Here is a 21,573-nt window from a genome sequence, read left to right as displayed (position 1 = left end):
GGCGGAGGATCTATTAAATGACCAGTTCAATGCTGTTCAATATCGCTACTTTTTCATACTTGATTTCAATGCTTGTTTTCTTCACGTTTCTGGCTGTGAAGAGCAAACAGGTGGGATTTACCGGAAGTCTTGTGGCGTATTTCGGATTTGTCGTCCATACGGCCGCGATTATTCTCCGGTGGAAAGAATCCTATGATATCGGGATGGGCCATGCCCCCCTGTCAAACCTCTATGAGTCGGTGGTCTTCTTCTCCTGGACCATTATTCTCATCTTCGGTGCCATCGACCTTAAGTACAAGTACCGGGTTGTCGGGGCTTTCGTGGTTCCCTTTGCACTTCTGGGAATGGCCTGGGCGCAGCTGGGGATGGACAGCGGCATCCAGCCGCTGGTGCCGGCGCTCCAGAGCAACTGGCTTCTCTATCATGTTATTACCTGCTTCCTGGGCTACGCTGCATTCGCTGTGGCCTGCGGTATCTCCATCATGTACCTGATCAAGGCGGGCAAGGATGAGCCGTCAGGGGGAGCCCAGACCGGCGGGATAATCGCCATGTTCCCTTCGATCAAAATTCTTGACGATTTGAACTACAAGGCGATTATTATCGGTTTCCCGCTCCTTACACTGGGCATCATAACCGGTGCCGCCTGGGCCAACTATGCCTGGGGCACCTACTGGAGCTGGGACCCGAAGGAGACCTGGTCCCTCATTGTCTGGTTCATTTACGCTGCGTTTCTCCATGCGCGCTTTACCCGCGGGTGGGTCGGCAAGAAGGCTGCGGTTCTGTCCATTGTGGGCTTTGCCGCGACTATTTTCTGCTACCTGGGGGTTAACCTCCTGCTCTCCGGTCTTCACAGTTACGGAGGGGGGTAATATTCCCGGTTGGATATTCCTTAAGCCCGGCCCGCGATACTGCGCAGGCCGGGTTTTTTATGCCCGGCACCATGACGGCAGTTATTTTGCATTAAATGGGAAGCGTGGATTGCAATTCTGCGATAATTTCACTAGTCTATCCACGAAATTACTTATCGGAGCCGGGCTGACGGTCCTATGACAGCATCTTCTCTTTTACTTTCCGTAAGTACAACCGCCATTTGGCTTCTGCTGGCATGCGGCTTCGCCGGTGCATCTTCGTTGCCCGGAGTGCCGGACGGTTGCAATACCCGCTGTCACAAGAGCAAGGTCCGGGAAATGTTCGTGCATGGCCCCGTGGGCTCCGACGACTGTATCGCGTGCCATAATCCCACCGGCCTGGAGCATCCGAAGCAGCCCGGGGCTTTCCGCCTGATTGGCGAGGGGGCCAAGCTGTGCGATGTCTGTCACGAAAGCAAGGCAAGCAAGAAGGTGGTTCATCCCCCTGTGGCCAAGGGGGCGTGCCTGGATTGCCATGATGTGCATCAATCTCCTTACCGCATGCAGCTCAAAGCCTATGGAGCCTCGCTTTGTTTCGGGTGCCACGGTGAGGAGCAGTTTAAGGCAAAACATGGACATGCGCCGGTTGCGGAAGGCTCCTGCCTGAAATGCCATGACCCCCACCAGTCGGACAACCCTGCGCTCCTCAGGGAGAGTGGTGCGGGGCTCTGTTTTCTCTGTCATGACAAAAAAATGACTGAAGGTGTGTCAATTCACGGTCCGGTAGCCGCAGGCGATTGTACCGCCTGCCATGCACCCCACGGCTCGCAGTTCGGCAAAATTCTGAAAGATGCGTTTCCGGAAAAGTTTTACCTCCCCTATGCCCAGGAGAACTTTGCTCTCTGTTTCGAGTGCCACACAAAGGATCTTGCCGAGGATAAGCGCACCGACACTCTGACCGGGTTTCGCAACGGCGACCGCAACCTGCATCAGCTCCACATCAACAAGCCCGACAAGGGGCGCTCATGCCAGACCTGCCACGATGCCCACGCGGCAAGGCAGCAGCGGCTCATCAAGGAGCGGATTCCCGGCTTCGGAAGCTGGGAGATACCTATCCGCTACACTAAGACCGATACCGGAGGCACTTGCGTGGCGGGATGCCACAAGCCCAAGTCCTACGACCGGCTCCGGGCTCTTATAAATCCGTAGGTGATGTGATGGAGGAACCATGTCCCGCAGGGGAATAATCGGAATAGCGGCGGCAATGTTGCTTGCCTCGGCAGCTACGGCATTCGGGGCGGTTACTTTCATCTACCCCGGACCCAATACCTGGGTTGCAAACTCAAAGCACCTGATTTTGAAGTTGAACAGCACCGAGGTTACCGGTGTGAAAATCGGGGTGAACGGTGTTGTCAGCGACCTTCTTGTGGTCGGCTCGCCGGAGTACCGGCGCGCTTTCCAGGATATTCTCATCGTGCAGCCGGTGTGGGACCGGGGGCGCAATGAGGTGACGGTGGAAACATTTATCGGCAACAGCCGGGCTGAGACCGTTCAGGCTTTGGTGTACTTTGCGCCCAATGCGGAACGGTCATCCATCCCGCCGGAATTCAAGCCGTATCCGTTTCACTTGCCGGAGTTGGAGGCCCGCTGTGTGGGTTGCCACGAGATGACTCCTTCATCAGACCAGGCCCTGAGTACTCTTAATAAAGAAAACCCCTGCATCGGCTGCCATCGGAAGATACTTGACGTTAAATTCGTCCATGGCCCGGCCGGCACCTATTCCTGCGGCTATTGCCATAATGATAAGGCGGCGCAGCGGTATGCGGTTACCAAGCGGGAGGCAGCCCTCTGCAACGAGTGCCATAGCGACAAGTCTGCCGAGTTTGCGAAGCGTAAATATATCCATGGCCCGATTGCCGGCGGGATGTGCGAGGTCTGCCACGATTCCCACGGCAGCGCCAACTACGCCCAGCTCAAGGCTCCCATCAACGAGCTCTGCCTGTCATGTCACGAGTCCATCAAAAAGACTCCCCACGTGGTGCGCACTACGACTGGCGCTGGTCACCCGGTCAGCGGCGTAAAGGACCCGTCGGCCCCCAAGACCGGCCGTGAGATGTCGTGCATTTCGTGCCACAACCCCCATTCAAGCGACGTGCGGTATTTCTTTGTCAATAATGCCGACGACCGCTTGCTGCTCTGCCAGATGTGTCATAATAAATAACATTCCATTCTCATGGAGCGAGGAGAAAATATGAAAGCAATTCGCATCATCAGCAGGCTTATTATTTTAACGGCCCTGGCAGCGCTTTTCGCCGGTTGTGCCGGACAGCAGGTGCAGCAGCAGCGCTATTTCTGGCCGCCGCTCCCTGAGCGCCCACGTCTCGAATGGATTGGGGCATACAGCAGCGAAAACGACTTCCCGAAGGAAGGTTTTGCCGCGTTTTTAGAGAAGGTTGCGGGTGGTGAGGACGTAATGGGCCTTATGAAACCCGTTGATATCTATTCCGACGGCAAGGGAATGGTCTACGTTGCGGATCCGGGGCTCCGTGGTGTCGTGGTGTTCAACATGAATGAACGCCGGGTAGGGTTTCTGGGGGGGGATAGTTCATTAAGCCAGTTTTCCATTCCGGTTTCAGTTGACGGCGACTCCCAGGGAAATATCTATGTATCAGATGCGGACAGGAACCGGATCCTGGTTTTTGACAGTAATGGGGCAATCAACCGTTTTATCGACACAAAAACCAACGTGCAGCGTGTCGGTGGCATCACTCTTGACGAAAAACGTCAACGAATACTGGTTGTTGATACCCGTGGGCATCAAATAGTCATCCTCGATATGCAGGGGAATCTGATTACGACCATCGGCAAGCGGGGAGCGGAAGACGGTACGTTCAACTTTCCCGTGGCAGTTACCCTTAACCATCAGGGAGAGATCATTGTGGCCGACGCCATGAATGCCCGCATTCAGATTTTTGACAATGATGGGAAATTCTTGCGCAAATTCGGTCAACGGGGAGATGGGCCCGCTGATTTCCAGATAATCAAGGGGGTGGCTGTCGATTCTGAAGATCACATCTACGTCACTGAGGGAAAGGGGCATAAGCTGATTATATTCGGGACCAATGGTGAATATCTTCTCACCGTAGGAGGTCTTTATTCTTCCATAACAACCGGCAAGCAGGCACCCGGCGGCTTTGTCATACCCCAGGGGATCTGCATCGACGATAAGGATGTGGTTTACGTGGTTGACCAGCTTAACCGTCGTTTTCAGGTTTTTCAGTACATTTCCGATGCTTTCCTTAGCCGCAACCCGATTTCTGGTGTTCAGGGCGGTGTCGTGAAGTAGCGGCTGACAATTTATGTTGCTTTGAACCCCCGGCATTACCGTTGCCGGGGGTTTTTTTGTGGTTATCTCACCGGTTGCTAAATTTGTGCTTGGACAATTTTTGCCATAAAACCGGACGTTCGGGCGAGAGTCAAAAGGATGTCACGCTAAATCGCGTACCCTCTCGCTGTGGAAATATTCGTCTGCTTGGCATTTGGCCAAGGGCTTCGCGAGATGTTTTGTTGGGAAGTATGCAGAAGTCCGTTGTTTTTATTTGTGTTAATGCGTTGTTGTTATAGTTGGCGTGCTGTTTGCAGTATCTTAGGCGGAACTAAGTATAGATTTGTTTGGATAATTAGAAACATAGCACCCCATAAGGGAAAGGAGAAGACGATGAGAAGTGAGGCAAGAATAGGATTGGCAGTGGTGATGCTTATGGCGGCCGTTGGAACGGCCTCGGCACTCTCCATCAAGAACTCGAAGCATGACTTGAGCAAAGATGCAACAGGCGTAACGTACCAGGCAACAAACACCGACCAGATTTGTGTATTCTGTCACACCCCACACAACGCGGTTCAGAATATTCCCCTGTGGAACCGCACAAACCCGACGGCAAGCAACTTTACCCTTTATTCGTCGAGCAGCATGAACAATAAGCCGGTAAAGAGCGGATTTACCGCAGACTCCATCTCGCTGTTCTGCATGAGCTGCCATGATGGCGCCACCGGCCTGGGTTCTGCCGTACACAACGATCCGAATGGTACCCCAATTACCATGGATGCTTCCGGCTCGGTAATCAGTGGCGATGCCAACCTGACTACGGACCTGCAGGATGATCACCCGGTTAACTTCCTGGTTACGGCGGCAGATATTTCCGCAGACGGGAACCTCGGTTCACTTGACACTGCCACTAACCCGCCGACCATGAAAACGGCCGATGTAAGCAAGGGTCTCCCGCTCTTTAAGTCGGGGCGCGGCGATACAACCCTCGAGTGCGGCAGCTGCCATGCCGTCCACGATAATACTAATGCTCCGTTCCTCCGTACCACCATGGCAGGCAGCAAGCTCTGCCTCGGTTGCCATAAGAAATAAAGCGTTATCTGAATGGAGGGTGGACCCCCGGTCCACCCTTTTTTTGCCTTTTACCCTCTGACCGGGCTCTAGACACGATGCCCTCCGATTCTATGGCCATTATCCTATGATGCGTAGCTTCTTTCACATAGGCCTTCCGGCACTCTTGCTCATCTGCGCGGCAGCGCTCGGGGCGCCTTCGGCCCATGCGCAGATATCGGGCGAGGCCGAGCTGGGGTATACGCGCTATGACGCCGAAGTGAACGGGGAGAAGGCTGTCGAGGGGAGCTCGTTCTACCATCGCTATTCATTGATGTACCAGACTGCGGGCGATATCTACCGGGGAAGGGTCGGAAACTACAATGTCGCTCTTGGTTATGAGTGGGGTTCCTTCGATACCGATGTAAAGTTTACCGGTGCCCAGGCCGGGGTGCTGGCCGATGACAGCCGCTCCGTCAGGGCAGGGCATCTTCTGTACCGGGGCGAAGTATTCCTGGACCCCAAGGAATTGCCCCTCAAGCTGAGGGCATACAGCTACGACCTGAACCGGGTAAATCTCTATCACGACTACACCGCTCTGAGCGGAAGAAATATCATCGATTCGCAACTCGTTTCCGACCTCAGTGACGGCACCCGCATAACCAGTGGCGCAACGCTCCTCCTGGGGGTTAAAAGCGGCCTTACCAACGGCTACAACGCCATTTTTCGGCATATCCCCCTGGTAATGATCGATTACCGGGACGATATCGTCAATGACAAGAAATCACTTACTCCCACCGATACGCGGATGCGCCGCCTGGCCTTCGTGAGCCTTAACAAGCGCGATAACTGGTTCCATTACCGCACCACCGACTATTCCGATAGGATCAATCCTGACCAGTCCTATGAGGAGACTCAGATACAGCTCGGCACCGTTGACCAGGCGCTGACGAGGCGCTGGATCGATCTTACCAACTGGCTGAAGATCTCGGCTGACGGGCTATTCACCAAGCACGACACTAATACGTCGGTCAATGCCTTTGAATCCTATGAGGTGAACCTCTTTGCCATTGCCAGTCGCAGGAACTGGGATGCGCGCACCTTTTCCAGTTTTTCGCGCCTGCTGGACAGGGGGGGGATTACCCTTGAGCGGACCATACCCGTTTATGGCAGGGGGGTCATTGGCTCCGGTATTGAGTGGATGGGAAATCTCTATTCCAACGAACAGAGGATAAGAGAGCCTGACGGCAATGTGGTGAACAATTCCAACTACAGCGCTTCCCTCCGTGCCGACATGCTGAGGCGTTCGCCGTTTACCCTTGCGGTTATCGCCAAGGGAGAAACGAACAACACCTATGGTTCGAAGCTCATGTCTCTTGAGGGGGGGGTGGAAACCGCGAGCACTGCACGGTTCTCCCGTGACTACAGCGTGGCAGGAAGTTATACGGTCAAGTATTTTGATTCCCTCAATGATTCCGGCGGGGGGTATTTGAACCAGAACCTGAATGGACGCGTTGCCTATACAGCATCTCCAACGTTCAGGATCGATGTGACCGAGGACCTGTCTGCCGCCAGCGGCAAAAACCCCGGGAACTTCAGCAACTCCGCCATTACCGTAAACAGCGGCTTCAACGGGGGGGATGCCCTTGTTTCAGGATCGGTTTCGTCGTTCCAGCGCCGCAACAATGACATTAATGAATATATCCGCTCCGTCACGACGGTGAATACCTCTTGGGCTCCATTGCCCCGCATGTCCATCGGTTTCTCCGTGAGCGAGGATATCCTTGCACAGTCCGGTGGAGATACCGACTACCTCACCACGCTCCGCAATACTATTGACTACAGCGTGTCCGCATTCCAGGCACGGGTGCGGAACAGTTATAACATAAGGATGTTGGACGGAGAGTCCCTTGACTACGTCGAGAGCTATGGCACGGTCGATTACCGGCCTAATCGCTATCTGGATGGCCTGCTTACTTATACCTATAGCGTTGGGGATGTGGATAAGCACACGACAAGCGAGTTCATCGACCTTAAGGAGCGCCTGGGCTATTCCTTCTATCAGCGGGCCGGAGCCGGCAGGAAACTGATGGAACTTTATGAGGAGTTCACCTATAATCGCACCAAAAACAGCAGCGGCGTGGTCAACACTGCGCGTCGCTTAACCCTTGGAACCCGTTATTTCCCCCTGCGCAGTCTGTATATTGGGGGGGATGCCCGTTTCTCGCTTCTGGACCCCGCAGGGATCACCGAACAGCTTTACACCGGCGTGATCGGAGTCAATTTCCGCAAGTTCCAGGCAAATCTGGAATATTCCTACGGGCGTCGCAATGATGATGACAAGCAGATCGAGAAGAGAATTGCAGCCAACGTGAAGAAGCTGTTCTGACCGAGTCGCCTATTCCTGCCTAGCGTATGTGGAGACCGGGTTAATCCCGGTTTTTTCTTTTATCATCATGGACGATTCTCTTACCTTTACTATCATCATTCCCGTAAAACCCGCAGGTGAGGTGCGTGCGCTCGATCGGCTCCGGAAGAGTGTGGACTACCCCCCTGAGCGCTTCGAAGTCCTGGTGGCCGAAGGGCGGAGGCCGAGCCGCCAGCGCAACCTGGCCGCAGCAGAGGCCAAAGGCGAGGTGCTTTACTTCCTGGATGATGACTCGCTGACGGAACCCGGTTTCCTGCGCCGCGCTGCCCGGCATTTTTCGGAGCCGGCGGTGTCAGTCGTTGGGGGGCCATCCCTCACCCCGGAAACCGATACTATTTTCCAACGTTCAGCCGGGATTGCCTTGTCCTCCCTCCTGGGAGGGGGAGGGGCGCGAAACCGTTACCGCAAGACCGGTGTGGCGCGCCCCACGAGTGAGCGGGAGCTGATTCTCTGCAATATGGCAGTGCGCAAGGAAATATTCCTTGCCATGGGAGGGCTTGACGAGCGGCTTTATCCCAACGAGGAAAATGAGCTGCTGGATCGCGTTTCCCGAAAAGGATTCCGCCTCATTCATGATCCGGATCTTGCGGTGCACAGAAGCCAGCGTCCGGGGCTGGGAGCGTTCTGCCGCCAGTTTCTCGGCTATGGCCGCGGCCGCGGGGAGCAGACCAGAATTGCCGGGGTCCGCTCGGCAATCGATTTCCTCCCGTCCCTGTTTCTGGTCTATCTTCTGGCGCTTGCGGTATCGCACTCCGGCATGGCGCTGCTGCCGCTTTGTGTTTACGGCCTTGCGGTGCTTGCATCATCGCTGGCGGGGGGGGCGAAGCAGCGACTCCTTCCTGCCGTCCCTTGGCTCATAATCCTGTACCCGGCACTTCACATCTGCTATGGCGCAGGTTTTGTGCAAGGCATCCTGTCTCCACGTTTTGTACGCAATGGAGGTCTTGCTGTCGATGTTACTCTCCGCTGTGCGAAAGCGCTTAACGCCCCCTGGGGAGATCGCTTCCGGGAGGACCGGTAATGCAAGAGTTCAATCTGTCCCGTAAAGGCATCTTGTTGCTGTTCCTGCTGCTGGTTTCGTTCACGGTATTCGGTAACACCTTTTTCAACCAATGGACTTATGATGATCTGCCGGTAGTCCTGCAAAACCCCGATGCTCATTCCCTTGCCGGTTTCCTGGAGAATACCCGCCACGGCCGCCCCATGAGGGAGTTGACCTACATCCCCGAGCACATCCTGTTCGGAGACAATCCGGCCGGCTACCGCATACAGCAGCTGGCCTGGCATGGGGTTAACGGCTTCCTGCTGGTTCTTGTTTTCAACGCCCTTGGGGTCGAGCTCCCCTTTGCCCTTATAGGCGCGCTTTTTTTCATGGTTCACCCCCTCCAGTCCGAGTCCCTTGCCAACATCTCCCATCGTAAGGAGTTGCTGGCGCTCTTTTTCTCCCTTGCCGCAATTCTCTGCTATCTGCGGAGTTTCTCCGCCCAGGGGATGAGGCGTCTTCTGCTGTGGGGGAGCTCCGTTGCCGCCTATGGCGGCGCGCTCCTGTCCAATGAGACGGCGGTGACGCTCCCCCTGGTGGCGCTTCTCTACGAATGGCTCATGGTCGAGCGCGGGAGGAGGGTTCTGTGGCGCAAGCCCTTGCTTACCTCGGCGGTCTGCCTCCTGGTGGGTGCGTTTCTCCTCTATCGCTTCCGGTGGATCTTCGCTGCAGAGCAGCTGCTGACGGTCTATTCCAAGAACAGCTTCGAAGCCTCCCAGAGCTACATACCCCTATTCATGGGTGCAATGAAGGCCTTCGGGTTCTATCTGTACAAGATTGTCCTGCCTGTGGGGCTCGCCCCCGAGTATCATTTCAATCTTTCTGAAAGCTTCTGGCAGCCGTGGGCATTGCTGTCGCTCTCTTTATTGGGAGGGGCGGTAGCCCTGGCAGTATCTATCCGCAAGAAGCTCCCCCTTGTATCCCTCGGTATCGGGTGGTTTCTCACTTTATGGCTTCCGATTTCCAATCTCCTTCCAGTTGCCTATCTTGCGGCTGATCGCTACATGTATCTCTGCCTCCCCGGCATTGCCCTTGTCCTGGCCGTGCTGCTGCAGCGGTGGCCGAAGCGCGTGGTCATGGCCGGAACCGGGCTGGTACTGGTTGTGTTTGCGGGGCTCACCGTGGTACAAAACGGGTATTGGCGCGATGAGCACACCCTCTGGCGGCATGCAGCCAAGGTGAACCCTGATTCCAGCTGGGTTATGGAGTCGGCCGCCTACAGCTATTACCTGAAGGGTGATTACGAAACGGCCCGGACTTATGTGCGGGAGGCGTTGCGACTGAACCGGTTCAATACCAAGGCTTATCTGGTGCTGGCCCGGATAGAGGAAGCCAGGGGGGATCTCGCCGAGGCCCTCCATAACTATGAATTCTTTACAGAGGTGGGAGCGGTGGAGTATCCGGATCTGGTTTTGGAAGCGCGTGGCAAAATCCCGTTCCTGCGTGAGCGGTTGAGATTGGTGGAGATTTACCGGAAGAGGATGGGGAGCTCCGGGGAAGGCGGTGGCCGGTGAGGGGGAATGCGGAAAATTCGCCGACGGGGCTCAGCATCGTAGTTCCCATCTACAACGAAGAGGAGAACGTCCCCCCGCTTTACGATCGGGTTACCGCGGCCCTGGCCGGTACGGGGATCGACTATGAGCTGATCCTGGTGGATGACGGCTCCAGCGATGGTTCTTTCATGTTGCTGAAGCAGCTTGCGGAGAAGGACCAACGGGTGAAGGTGATCCGCTTCCGCCGCAACTTCGGCCAGACCGCGGCCATGGCCGCCGGTTTCGGAGTGGCCAGGGGAAGGGTGGTTGTTCCCATGGATGGCGATCTCCAGAACGACCCGGCCGATATTCCCATGCTCCTGGCGAAGATCGACGAGGGGTACGACGTGGTTTCCGGCTGGCGCAAGGACCGCCAGGACACCTTCATCAACCGCCGGCTCCCCTCCATTATCGCCAACGGCCTCATCTCGCGCATGACCGGGGTCCACCTTCACGACTACGGCTGCACCCTCAAGGCCTACCGCCGCGAGGTGCTCGACGGGGTGAACCTCTATGGCGAGATGCACCGTTTCGTGCCGGCCCTGGCCTCCCAGGTGGGGGCACGGGTGGCGGAGCTGCCGGTGCGGCACCACCCACGGCTCCACGGCACCAGCAAGTACGGCATCTCCCGCACCACGCGGGTGGTCCTCGACCTCATGACGGTGAAGTTTCTCCTCTCCTACTCCACCAAGCCGATTCAGCTTTTCGGCAAATGGGGGATCTACACCATCCTCGCCGGATTCGCCACCGGCAGCCTCACCCTCTGGATGAAGCTCTTCGAGGGGATGAGCATGAACCGCAACCCGCTCCTGATCCTCACGGCGTTCCTCCTCTTCGGCGGAGTCCAGTTCATCGCCCTGGGGCTTCTGGGCGAGGTGAACGCCCGGACCTACCACGAGTCCCAGGGAAAACCCATTTACGTGGTCAGGGAGAAGATCAACCTGGGTGAAGGGTAGAGGGGCACGGCCGTGAAGATTCTCATGGTGGCTCCCACGCCGTTTTTCTCCGACCGCGGGTGCCACGTCAGGATTTACGAGGAGGCCAGGGCGCTCATGGCCTGCGGACACGAGGTCCGGATTGCCACCTACCACCTGGGGCGCGACATGCCCGGCATCGCCACGGACCGCACCGTCAGCGTCCCCTGGTACCGGAAACTCTCGGCCGGACCCTCCTGGCACAAGCCCTACCTTGACATCCTTCTCTTCTTCACTGCCCTGCGCGCCGCCCGCCGGATGCGTCCCGACCTGATTCATGCCCATTTGCATGAAGGGGCCTTCTTCGGCGTCTTTCTGAAGAAAATCCTGGGTATCCCGCTTCTCTTCGACTGCCAGGGGAGCCTCACGGGGGAGTTGGCCGACCACGGCTTTGCCCGGGAAGGATCGCTTCTCTACCGCGTCTTCGCCCTGATGGAGGGGTGGATCAACCGCAACGCGGATGCCATCATCACCAGTTCCGGCGCCGGGAGGGACGACCTCGTGGGGCGATGGGGCGTCCCGGCCCGCAAGGTGACCGCCCTCATGGACGGGGTGGATACGGCGGTGTTTCGCCCCTATCCCCGGGACGAGGTTCGCCGCAGGCTCGGTATCGCGCCCCAGGTGCCGCTGGTGGTCTTTCTGGGGGTCCTGAACCGCTACCAGGGGATCGATCTTCTCCTTTCCTCCATGGTGATCCTCAAGGCGAAGGGGAGCCCGGTCCGGTTCCTGGTCATGGGATTCCCTGATGGGGGCTACCGGGAGAGGGCGCGGGAGCTGGGGGTGGAAGATATGGTCACCTTCACCGGCCGCATCGACTACGGCAAGGCGTCCGCCTACCTCTCGGCGGGGGATATGGCCGTGTCGCCGAAGATTTCCCTTACCGAGGCCAACGGCAAGCTCTTCAACTACATGGCCTGCGGGCTCCCCACCGTGGTGTTCGACACCCCCATAAACCGGGAGATACTCGGTGATGCCGGGGTTTACGCGCGGTTTGGCGATGCCGCCGACCTGGCCGACAGGATCGAAGCCCTTGCCGCCGATGGTGCGGGAAGGGACCGGCTCGGCCAACAGGCTCGCGACCGCGCCGAGAAGGAACATTCGTGGCGGGCCCGTGGGGGGGAGTTGTCCGGTATCTACCGGCGTCTTGCCAACCCGGCAGGTTCACGCTGAAATCAAGAGCGTTCATAATATGAACATAAATGTTGCCATTTCGCATTGTTTTCGGTAGTGTTCATTTTATGAACGATGATGTCGAAAAGTCTCTGGATTCCTACCGTTCCTTCCAGCTTCTCTCGGAAATTGCCGGTGAGGAGCCCCTTTCCCAGCGAGAACTCTCCCGCAGGCTCGGCATTGCGGTGGGGCTGGTGAATTCCTACCTGAAGAACCTTGTGGCCAAGGGGTACGTGCGGGTGAAGAACTTTCCCCGCAATCGCTACGCCTACCTCCTCACGCCCACGGGGCTTGCCGAAAAAAGCCGGCTCGCCTACCAGCACCTGAGCTATTTCACCAATCTCTATACCGTTGCCCGGCAGGATTACCTGACGCTGTTCCAGTCCCTCAAGTCGGAGGGGGTGACGCAGGTGGTTTTCTGCGGTGTCGATGAGGTGGCGGAGATCGCCTATCTCTCCCTTCAGGAGGTGGGGCTGGAACTGGTCGCGGTTCTGGATGAGGATGCAGCCGGTGAAAGGTTTTTCGGCATGCCGGTAGCGGCTCTTGCCCAGGGAGTTGAGTCTGTTTCCGATGTTATTGTTATTTCTTCGCTTAAGCGGAAGGAGCACCTTCGGGGGCTGTTGGAACGGGCCGGCGTGCAGAAGCGCAGCATCCGCGTTGCCGGTGAAGGGGTACAAAATTGATAAGCCGTTGTACCAGGGAGGTTGAATGAAAGTTGTTATTCTTGCCGGCGGATTAGGGACACGCCTCAGCGAAGAAACAGTGGTGCGGCCGAAACCGATGGTGGAGATCGGCGGCAGGCCGATTCTCTGGCACATCATGAAGATCTATTCCCATTATGGCTTCAACGATTTTGTCATCTGCCTCGGTTTCAAGGGGTACATGATCAAGGAGTATTTTTCCAACTACTTCCTGCATATGAGCGATGTCACCTTCGACATGCGGAACAATTCCATGGAAGTGCACCAGCAGCATGCGGAACCGTGGAAGGTGACCCTGGTGGATACCGGCATGGACTCCATGACTGGCGGACGTCTCAAGCGGGTTGTGCCATACCTGGAAAATGAGACCTTCATGCTTACCTATGGCGATGGCGTGGCCAATGTCGACATCGGCGATCTGGTTCGATATCACCGGAGCCATGGCAAGCCGGCAACGGTGACCTCGACTCAGCCGTCAGGCCGCTTCGGGGCACTGAACATGGGAGAGGACGGCACGATATATTCCTTCCAGGAAAAACCTGCTGGCGATGGTTCCTGGATCAACGGCGGTTTTTTCGTCCTGGAACCGGCGGTCATCGATCGCATTGCCGGTGACGGGACGGTCTTCGAGAAAGAACCGCTGGAAGGGCTTGCCAGTGACGGTCAGTTGATGGCTTACAGGCATGGCGGGTTCTGGCAGCCGATGGACACCCTGCGGGATAAGCAGCACCTGGAGGCTCTCTGGAATGGCGGACAGGCACCGTGGAAGGTGTGGTGAAGTATCATGAGAGGTGAAGAGTGACGGAGAATTCTTTCTGGCAAGGCAAGCGGGTTTTCGTGACGGGTCATACCGGCTTCAAGGGGAGTTGGCTCTGCCTGTGGCTCCATACTCTCGGGGCGGAGATTTCCGGCTATGCCTTGGCCCCCCCCACCGAACCGAGCCTCTTCGAATTGGCGCGAGTTGGGGAGTTGGTCGATTCGTCCGTGGCCGACGTGAGGGACCTTGACCGGCTCAAGACGGAAATGGCGAAGGCCGCCCCGGAGATCGTCATCCACATGGCGGCGCAGCCGCTGGTGCGGGATTCTTACAAGATTCCGGTGGATACCTATGCCGTCAACGTCATGGGGACGGTTCACCTGCTGGAAGCTGTTCGCTGCTGCCCGAGCGTGAGGGCGGTGGTCAACGTCACTACCGACAAGGTCTACGAAAACCGTGAATGGGTATGGGGATATCGCGAGAACGAGCCGTTTGGCGGCTATGATCCCTATTCAAACAGCAAGGCATGCTCTGAGCTGGTGACGGCAGCCTATCGCTCATCCTATTTCAATCCCGGGGATTATGGCAAACATGGGGTCGCGCTTGCTTCTGCCCGGGCCGGCAACGTCATCGGCGGCGGCGATTGGGCCACTGACCGGCTGATTCCCGACGTCATCCGCGCAATCCTTGCGGGAGAACCGGTCAGGATTCGCAACCCCCACGCCATCCGCCCGTGGCAGCATGTGCTGGAACCCCTTTCCGGGTACCTGTTGCTGGCGCAGCGGTTGTACGAGGAGGGGGCCAGGTACGGCGAAGGGTGGAACTTCGGTCCTGAAGAGAAGGATGCCCGTCCGGTTGAGTGGCTGGTCAGGCGTATTTGCACACTTTGGGGGGATGATGCTTCCTATGGGATCGACAAGGGGGACCACCCCCATGAGGCCCATTACCTGAAACTCGACTGTTCCAAGGCCGGCGCGGAGCTGGGCTGGAGACCCCGGTGGAGTCTCGATTCTGCCCTTGAGAGCATTGTTTCATGGACCAAGACGTATCGCGACGGTGGCGACCTCAGAAGAGCCTGCCTCGCACAGATCGAAGCATACGAATAAAGCCCGGCAGGAGTGCCGATCGCTCGGCGGGGGCTGATTATATTGTGAGGTTTATATGGATTGCAGATTTTGCAGGCAGAAAGATATTTTCAAGTTTCTTGAATTGGGAACCATGGCGCTGGCCAACAGTTTTCTCACCGCCGATGAACTGGCTTCGGTGAAGGAGCCCGCGTATCCTCTCGATGTCTATTTCTGCGAAGCGTGTGGTCTGGTGCAGATCGGCTATGCCGTTCCCCCCGATGCCCTCTTCAAGGAATATATCTATTTTTCATCGACTTCGGACCTGGTGCACCGCCATGCAGCCTATCTGGCGCAGAGTTTCCAAAAGCGCTTCGCGCTCACCGAGGACTCGCTCGTTGTGGAGATTGCCAGCAATGACGGTACGGTCCTCAAATATTTCAAGCAGGAAGGGGTCAATGTACTTGGGGTGGAACCGGCCGGAAACATTGCCAAAGTGGCGGTAGAGGCCGGGATCCGGACCCACAACGATTTTTTCCATGCTGAGACTGCAAGGATACTCAAGGAGTCTCACGGGTCGGCGGATGTCATTCTTGGCCGCCATGTCTTTGCCCACGTCCCGGAGATTCACGGCTTTGTCGAAGGGCTCAGCACCCTGCTTGCCCCCGGCGGCGTGGTGGCCATCGAAGCCCCTTATCTCATCGACTTTGTGGAAAAGAACGAATTCGACACCGTCTATCATGAGCACTACTCGTATCTTTCGGTCCGCGCCATGTCCAATCTGTTCGAGCAGTACGGCATGGAGCTGTTCGACGCGGAGCGGGTTGCGATACACGGGGGATCGATCATCTATTTCATTGGGCGTAAGGGGGCACACGATATCAGCCCCAATGTTTCACGGCTGATCGAGGAGGAAATTGCCCGGGGGCTGGACAGGAAAGAAACGTATGTGGCCTTTGCCCAACGCACCGCAGCCCTCAAAGATGACCTGCTCAAGCTCCTGCACGGCCTGAAGGAGTCCGGCAAGCGTGTCGCGGCTTACGGTGCCCCGGCAAAAGGGAACACCCTGCTCAACTACTGCGGCATTTCCACCGACTTGGTGGAATACACCGTGGATAAAAGCCCCCATAAGCAGAACCTCTATACCCCCGGCACGCACCTGCCGGTCTATCACCCCGACAGGCTTGCTCAGGACATGCCCGATTACGTGCTCCTCCTTGCCTGGAACTTTGCTGAAGAGATACTGGAACAGCAGGCCGAGTACCGGCGGAGGGGTGGGAAGTTCATCGTGCCGATACCGGCGGTGAGGGTAATTGAGTGATATTTACCGAGACCGCGCTACAAGGTGTCTGGATCGTTGATCTGCAGCAGATAAACGACGAACGCGGTTTTTTCGCCCGCAGTTTTTGCCGGGATGAGTTTGCCGCCCGTGGCCTTAAAACCGCCGTGGCTCAATGCAATGTCTCCTTCAACAAAGTAAAGGGAACGCTGCGCGGCATGCACTTCCAGCTTCCCCCGAAGGCCGAGGCCAAACTCGTGCGCTGCACCCGCGGCGCGATCTATGACGTCATCATCGATTTGAGGCCGGAATCTTCCACCTACTGCCGATGGGTGGCTGTGGAACTCACAGGGGAGAACCGCCGTGCGCTTTATGTTCCCGAAGGCTGTGCCCACGGTTTCCAGACGCTGGAGGATGACAGTGAGGTTTTCTACCAGATGTACGAATTTTTTGCCCCGGAGTCCGCTGCCGGAGTCCGTTGGGACGACCCCATGTTTCGCATCGACTGGCCCCTGAAAAATCCGGTGGTTTCGGCAAAAGACCAGTCATACCCTGATTTTGTGAGGGCTGTATCGTGAGGGTACTTTTGATCGGGAAAACAGGCCAGTTGGGGGGCGACCTGATCCGGAACAATCCCGGTCATGACATCTTCGCCCCCTCGCGGGATGTGTTGGATATCGGTAATCATGAACGGGTGGAAACGATTATTGCCGATCAGAGGCCCGCAGCAGTAATCAACACGGCGGCGTTCCACAATGTGCCTCTCTGCGAAACGGAGCCGCTCAGCGCCTTTCAGATCAACTGCGTAGCGGTGGGAAACCTGGCGCGCGTTTGCGGCCGGATGGGAATTCTTTTCGTTACCTTCAGCACCGACTACGTGTTCGGCGGCGAGCGGCGCACGCCGTATCGTGAGGATGATTGCCCGGAACCTCTGCAGATGTATGGCATTTCACGGGCAGCGGGAGAGTTCGCCGCCCTTGCCGCTGCTCCCCGGCATTCGGTCGTCATCAGGACCTGTGGCCTCTACGGCCGCTCGGGGGCCGGATCCAAGGGGGGAAACTTCGTCGACAAACGGCTAACCGATGCGAAAACCTGCACTCGGCTCGAAATGGGGTGCGACCAGGTCGTGTCCCCAACCTCGACCGATGATTTGAGCAAAGCGGTGTGGCAGCTCCTTTCTCACCCAGGGCTGACGCCGGGAATTTACCACTTGGTGAATGAGGGCGAATGCAGTTGGTACCAATTCACCAAGGCCATCTACGAACTTTCGGGATTGCAGGTGGAGGTTGCTCCCGTTGATCGCGGAGGGATGAGCGGCGAGATGCGCAGGCCGCTCTATTCGGTGCTCGCCAATACCAGGGCCCGAGGGATGGGTATCACCTTGCCCCACTGGCGTGACGGGTTGATGCAGTACCTCGGTGCCCCATGAGCGTTATGGACGAGGTCGGCGTTGTTCATCTGGTGCGCGCCTGTAACGGAGTAGAGCCGCTGAGGCGTTTCCTGGATTCTTACGTCAGATATCCTGCCGGGCTTCCCCACGAACTCCTCTTTATCCTCAAGGGATTCCGGCGAGGCGTGGTGCCGCCCGAAATTGCCATGCTGCTGGACCGGGTGCCTCATCGCACCATTGCCGTGGCCGACCGGGGCTTTGACATTGAGCCCTATCGGGCAGCCGCCTTGCAGTTGCGACAGCAATATGTATGTTTTTTCAATTCGTTCAGTGAAATCCTTGCGGAGGACTGGCTGGAAAAATTGCATCGGCATGCCGCGGGTCCTGGGGTGGGGATTGCCGGCGCTACCGGATCATGGGAAAGCCTGCTTTCCACCTATGAGAGCTCCTGCCGGGAACGTCAGACAATGTTGCCCCACAAACGGGTGCTCAGGGGGATGGAACTCAGGAGGCTCAGGGACGCTTTCCCTCCGTTCCCGAATCCGCATCTGCGGACGAACGCTTTCTGTATCCGGCGGGATCTGTTCATCGAGGCGGTTGGCAACCTGAAGATCAGGGACAAGATGGCAGCGCATCGCTTCGAGAGCGGTAGGGATGGGCTGAGCGGCCGGATTTTGTCAAAGGGATTATCCTTGTTGGTCGTGGGGCGGGATGGAGCGGGGTTCACTGCCGAGCAGTGGCCACAGAGCCTGACGTTTCGGTTCGGCAAACAGGAAAACCTTCTTGTGGCCGATAATAGAACCCGGCACTATGAGATGTCCGGCGAAGGCGAGAAGTCTCTTCTGAGATCTCACGCATGGGGCATGCTTGCCCAGTGATGGGGGGGGGGGGTATGGGTATTTTCCGTAGACTGATGCCGGGAAGTGTAAGGGACGTGCTTAATCGCAGGCGGCTCAGGATGAAATATCCGGGGCTTTTGATCGGCAAGCGTTGTTATGTCGCTGATTCGGATCTCGGGAAGACCGTGAATATCTCATCTGATGTGACATTGCTTTCCTGCCATGTGGGGGACTATACCTACATCGGCCCCGGCTGTGTCATGAGCAACGCCACGATTGGCCGCTATTGCTCCATTGCCCCCCAGGTCTACATCGGACTCGGGACCCATCCATCCCGGAAATTCGTTTCCACACATCCTTTGCTTTATTTGCATCGACCGGATATGGGCTGGACGATTGCTGACCGCGATTACCTTGCTGAATTTTCGCCGACCACGGTCGGCAACGATGTGTGGATAGGCCTCCGCGCTGCCATAGTCGACGGAGTGACGATCGGCGATGGTGCGATTATCGGCGCCGGCGCGGTTGTGGTTAAAGACGTGCCCCCCTATACGATCTGGGGTGGAGTCCCAGCACGCCAGATTCGCGAGCGGTTTTCCCGTGAAGAGGCCGAATTCCTCATGTCCTTTAAGTGGTGGGAGAAAGATGAGGATTGGTTGAGAGAAAACTACCATAAGTTGCACGATGTTTCCGTTTTGATGAAAGATGGCATCTGATGGGAGCCCTTTTTTCGGGAGGGAAAAAACTGACATTCCGCGCAGTGGCGGAGATGCTGGGGCTTCTCGTTACCGCCCTCGGCATGATATACATCAGCCGGGTTGTCGGCCCGGAGTATATTGGCTTCAGCGCCACCACCAGCGCCGTCATAATCCTTTTGGGAAGGCTGGCTGACGGGGGGCTTACCGCATACGCATCACAACTCCTGGCCCGCGACGATGAACCCCTGCCGACTCTCCTGACGATTATTACCCCGCCCAAATTTGTCTCCTCCATTGCGTTGGTCCTGGCGACGGTCGCCGTCGTCGCCTTTGCGCCGTTAAACGAAAAACTGAAGTATTTTCTCAATGCGACAGTTTTGATGGTTGTCCTGGAGTCGTGCACTCCGGCGTGGGTCTTTGTTGCTTTGGGGCGGATCAACGCTTCTTCGGTAATACGCATTGCCCAGAGCATCCTCTATGCGGCAGCCATTGTCATTTTCATCCGCCAGCCCGATGATTGGCGCCATCTGCCGTACTTGACCCTGTTTAATTCCGGGGTCAACTTCGTGCTTTCAGTCGTGCTCCTTGCGTATTTCCGCCTCAATTCGCTGGACCGGCAATTGTTCGATGGCAATTACCTGAAGCGGTTGGGCCGGTTCTACCGGGAAGGGGGGCACTTTTTGAAGGCTGACCTTTCCGGCTATGTTTATACAACTTCCGACCGCCTGATCCTCTATTATTTCACCAATCCGCAGACTGTCGGAATATATGAGGCGGCTTACAAGCTCATTAACCCGTTTTATTCGATCAACGGCGTTGTCACCCCCACGTTTTTCCGGGAACTCGCACAGAGTTTCAAAAACGGGGATATTGGCAGGGTGATGACGAAATATGTGTTTATCATGTCGATTTTTTCAATACCGCTCGGGTTCTATCTGTTCTATTTCTCTTCGTTCATAGTGCATGAGGTCTATGGGCCCCCCTTTGCTGCAAGTGCGGACAGCCTTCTGATTCTGGGCTTCGTGATAACGTTCGGCTTTACCAGCGGGATCATCGCGCAACCATTTTGCGCCTGGAACATGCAGCGGGAGTTCGGGTCGTCGGTTTTCTGGGGCAACGTCATGAACACGATCCTGAATTTCACGCTCATCCCGTTTTTCGGCGCCGTCGGGGCTGCAATTGCCACCCTGGCGGCCAAGGTGATGGTGACAGTGGTCAGCTACGGCTATTTCCGCCGGGCGACCGATTACCCCATCGCGGCGGATTTCGGCTGGTTCTTCCTCGCGTCCCTGATACCGTTGGCGCCGGTTCTGTTGTTGGCTGGTATTACCGACAACGGGTATTTGCTGACAACCGTTTACGGCGCGCTCTATTTGGCCATGATCTACATCGTCTATCGGCGTGTATTCAAGGAACGCATGAGAGGCGCGGAGGCATCGGGATGAGGATGAACTCCGTTTCAGTGGGGGTAGTCGGCATACTGATTCCCACATACAACAGGCTCCCCTTTCTCGAAAAATCCCTGGCGTCGGCCCTTAATCAGACTTGCCGGGACGTGGAGGTGGTCGTTATCGATAACGGCTCCACGGATGGCACCCCAGGCTATATGGCGGGGATCGACGACCCGCGCGTGCGTTACCTGGTGAACGACCGGAACCTGGGGCTTGTGGGGAGCATAAACAAGGGGATCAGCCTCATGTCCGAGGCAGTGTCCTGGTGCACGATTCTCTGTGATGACGATTTGCTGGAGAGCGAATATGTGGCGGATATGAGCGAGTTTGTGGCGAGCCGCCAGGATGTCGGAGTGGCCTATGTTCCCCTGACCTTCATTGACGCCGACGGCAGGCCGGTGCGCAAGGGCATTGCGGGGCCCGAGACGGAGAGTGCCCTGTCCTATCTGAAGGCGCGATCGCAAAACAGGCGGGAAACTTACCTGACAGGGGTCTTTTTTCCGCGCAAATCGTTCGAGGCCATTGGCGGCTATCCGGCCTTTACAACCGGCATGGCAACGGACGATGCATTCATCTTCCACTTGGGGGTGATGGGGAAGCTGGTGGGCTGCAACAAGAAAGCCGAGGCCTTCGTCAGGCTCCACGAAGGCTCGGAAAGCGTGTCTCTGGCCGGCGGTCTCCTGAAGCATTTTCAGGCACTGCTTGATTTCCGGGATTATTGCTGCCGGGTTGCCCGCGATAATGGTTTTTCAGAGAGAGACGTAGAGCAGTGGATAAAGGGCAAGATCAAGCTCTGGCTGAACTCTGAGCTTATCAAGGCAATTCGCACAGGCATGGAGGACCGTTCAGGGAAACGAAAAAAAGAGGCGCTCGACGAAATCCACGGAAGCGAGGGACGACTGAAAGGCTATCTCTCACTTCGCTTCCGCGCCGACTTGTACTTGTATGAACGATTTGATATTTTCCTGGGAAAACACAAATTGTACTTCGCTCTATGGCGCATCATCACGTGGTAACTCGGCCTG

The 21,573-nt window shown here is 56.8% G+C and carries 20 protein-coding genes; all 20 read left to right on the top strand.

All coding sequences use genetic code 11. The annotated features are described in order from the left end of the window. Nucleotides 1-17 precede the first annotated feature (17 nt). The 20 genes from ccsB (at nt 18) to JZM60_RS02280 (ending at nt 21,564) form a co-directional block, all read left to right on the top strand. Nucleotides 18-869 carry a c-type cytochrome biogenesis protein CcsB gene (ccsB, locus tag JZM60_RS02375; protein ID WP_207163939.1) on the top strand — a complete coding sequence of 284 codons (852 nt, stop codon included), beginning with the start codon at nt 18-20 and terminating at the stop codon, nt 867-869. Between the two features lie 270 nt (nt 870-1,139). Then, the gene (locus JZM60_RS02370) at nt 1,140-2,057 is read left to right on the top strand and encodes a cytochrome c3 family protein (protein WP_241426341.1); all 918 of its coding nucleotides are present in this window, start codon (nt 1,140-1,142) and stop codon (nt 2,055-2,057) included. Between the two features lie 19 nt (nt 2,058-2,076). Further along, nucleotides 2,077-3,069, top strand: coding sequence for a cytochrome c3 family protein (locus JZM60_RS02365; RefSeq protein WP_207163937.1), 993 nt, complete (start codon nt 2,077-2,079; stop codon nt 3,067-3,069). A gap of 30 nt (nt 3,070-3,099) precedes the next feature. After that, nucleotides 3,100-4,194 carry a 6-bladed beta-propeller gene (locus JZM60_RS02360; RefSeq protein WP_207163936.1) on the top strand — a complete coding sequence of 365 codons (1,095 nt, stop codon included), beginning with the start codon at nt 3,100-3,102 and terminating at the stop codon, nt 4,192-4,194. Nucleotides 4,195-4,566: 372 nt separating this feature from the next. After that, nucleotides 4,567-5,265, top strand: coding sequence for a cytochrome c3 family protein (locus JZM60_RS02355; RefSeq protein WP_207163935.1), 699 nt, complete (start codon nt 4,567-4,569; stop codon nt 5,263-5,265). Between the two features lie 106 nt (nt 5,266-5,371). Continuing rightward, nucleotides 5,372-7,612, top strand: a complete 2,241-nt coding sequence (locus tag JZM60_RS02350; RefSeq protein WP_241426340.1) for a hypothetical protein — start codon at nt 5,372-5,374, stop codon at nt 7,610-7,612. Nucleotides 7,613-7,679: 67 nt separating this feature from the next. Next, nucleotides 7,680-8,672 carry a glycosyltransferase gene (locus tag JZM60_RS02345; RefSeq protein WP_207163934.1) on the top strand — a complete coding sequence of 331 codons (993 nt, stop codon included), beginning with the start codon at nt 7,680-7,682 and terminating at the stop codon, nt 8,670-8,672. Then, nucleotides 8,672-10,207 (top strand): tetratricopeptide repeat protein, encoded by a 1,536-nt coding sequence (locus tag JZM60_RS02340; RefSeq protein WP_207163933.1) that lies wholly within the window; start codon nt 8,672-8,674, stop codon nt 10,205-10,207. The genes JZM60_RS02345 and JZM60_RS02340 overlap by 1 nt, the downstream gene beginning before the upstream one ends. Next, nucleotides 10,204-11,181, top strand: a complete 978-nt coding sequence (locus JZM60_RS02335) for a glycosyltransferase family 2 protein (protein ID WP_207163932.1) — start codon at nt 10,204-10,206, stop codon at nt 11,179-11,181. Before JZM60_RS02340 ends, JZM60_RS02335 begins: the two co-directional genes overlap by 4 nt. 24 nt (nt 11,182-11,205) lie before the next feature. After that, nucleotides 11,206-12,369 (top strand): glycosyltransferase family 4 protein, encoded by a 1,164-nt coding sequence (locus JZM60_RS02330; RefSeq protein ID WP_207165421.1) that lies wholly within the window; start codon nt 11,206-11,208, stop codon nt 12,367-12,369. 68 nt (nt 12,370-12,437) lie between these two features. Next, nucleotides 12,438-13,052 (top strand): winged helix-turn-helix transcriptional regulator, encoded by a 615-nt coding sequence (locus tag JZM60_RS02325; protein WP_207163931.1) that lies wholly within the window; start codon nt 12,438-12,440, stop codon nt 13,050-13,052. Nucleotides 13,053-13,077: 25 nt separating this feature from the next. After that, nucleotides 13,078-13,848 (top strand): glucose-1-phosphate cytidylyltransferase, encoded by a 771-nt coding sequence (rfbF, locus tag JZM60_RS02320; RefSeq protein ID WP_207163930.1) that lies wholly within the window; start codon nt 13,078-13,080, stop codon nt 13,846-13,848. Between the two features lie 20 nt (nt 13,849-13,868). Continuing rightward, the gene (gene rfbG, locus JZM60_RS02315) at nt 13,869-14,933 is read left to right on the top strand and encodes a CDP-glucose 4,6-dehydratase (RefSeq protein WP_207163929.1); all 1,065 of its coding nucleotides are present in this window, start codon (nt 13,869-13,871) and stop codon (nt 14,931-14,933) included. 55 nt (nt 14,934-14,988) lie between these two features. Continuing rightward, on the top strand, nt 14,989-16,212 hold the full coding sequence (locus JZM60_RS02310) for a class I SAM-dependent methyltransferase (RefSeq protein ID WP_207163928.1): 1,224 nt from the start codon (nt 14,989-14,991) through the stop codon (nt 16,210-16,212). After that, nucleotides 16,209-16,748 carry a dTDP-4-dehydrorhamnose 3,5-epimerase gene (gene rfbC / locus JZM60_RS02305; RefSeq protein WP_207163927.1) on the top strand — a complete coding sequence of 180 codons (540 nt, stop codon included), beginning with the start codon at nt 16,209-16,211 and terminating at the stop codon, nt 16,746-16,748. The genes JZM60_RS02310 and rfbC overlap by 4 nt, the downstream gene beginning before the upstream one ends. 8 nt (nt 16,749-16,756) lie before the next feature. Further along, nucleotides 16,757-17,599, top strand: a complete 843-nt coding sequence (gene rfbD / locus JZM60_RS02300) for a dTDP-4-dehydrorhamnose reductase (protein ID WP_207163926.1) — start codon at nt 16,757-16,759, stop codon at nt 17,597-17,599. Then, a complete protein-coding gene (locus JZM60_RS02295) occupies nt 17,596-18,438 on the top strand; it encodes a hypothetical protein (RefSeq protein ID WP_207163925.1) in 843 nt (280 codons plus the stop codon). Before rfbD ends, JZM60_RS02295 begins: the two co-directional genes overlap by 4 nt. A gap of 14 nt (nt 18,439-18,452) precedes the next feature. After that, complete coding sequence (locus JZM60_RS16830) at nt 18,453-19,115, top strand: CatB-related O-acetyltransferase (protein WP_277603778.1); 663 nt, start codon at nt 18,453-18,455, stop codon at nt 19,113-19,115. Further along, the gene (locus JZM60_RS02285; protein WP_207163924.1) at nt 19,115-20,542 is read left to right on the top strand and encodes an oligosaccharide flippase family protein; all 1,428 of its coding nucleotides are present in this window, start codon (nt 19,115-19,117) and stop codon (nt 20,540-20,542) included. Before JZM60_RS16830 ends, JZM60_RS02285 begins: the two co-directional genes overlap by 1 nt. Further along, complete coding sequence (locus JZM60_RS02280; RefSeq protein ID WP_207163923.1) at nt 20,539-21,564, top strand: glycosyltransferase family 2 protein; 1,026 nt, start codon at nt 20,539-20,541, stop codon at nt 21,562-21,564. Before JZM60_RS02285 ends, JZM60_RS02280 begins: the two co-directional genes overlap by 4 nt. The last annotated feature ends 9 nt before the right edge of the window (nt 21,565-21,573 follow it).

The sequence above is a fragment of the Geobacter benzoatilyticus genome, assembly GCF_017338855.1.
GTDB classification, from domain to species: Bacteria; Desulfobacterota; Desulfuromonadia; order Geobacterales; family Geobacteraceae; genus Geobacter; species Geobacter benzoatilyticus.
This window is presented reverse-complemented; position numbering and strand designations above follow the sequence as displayed.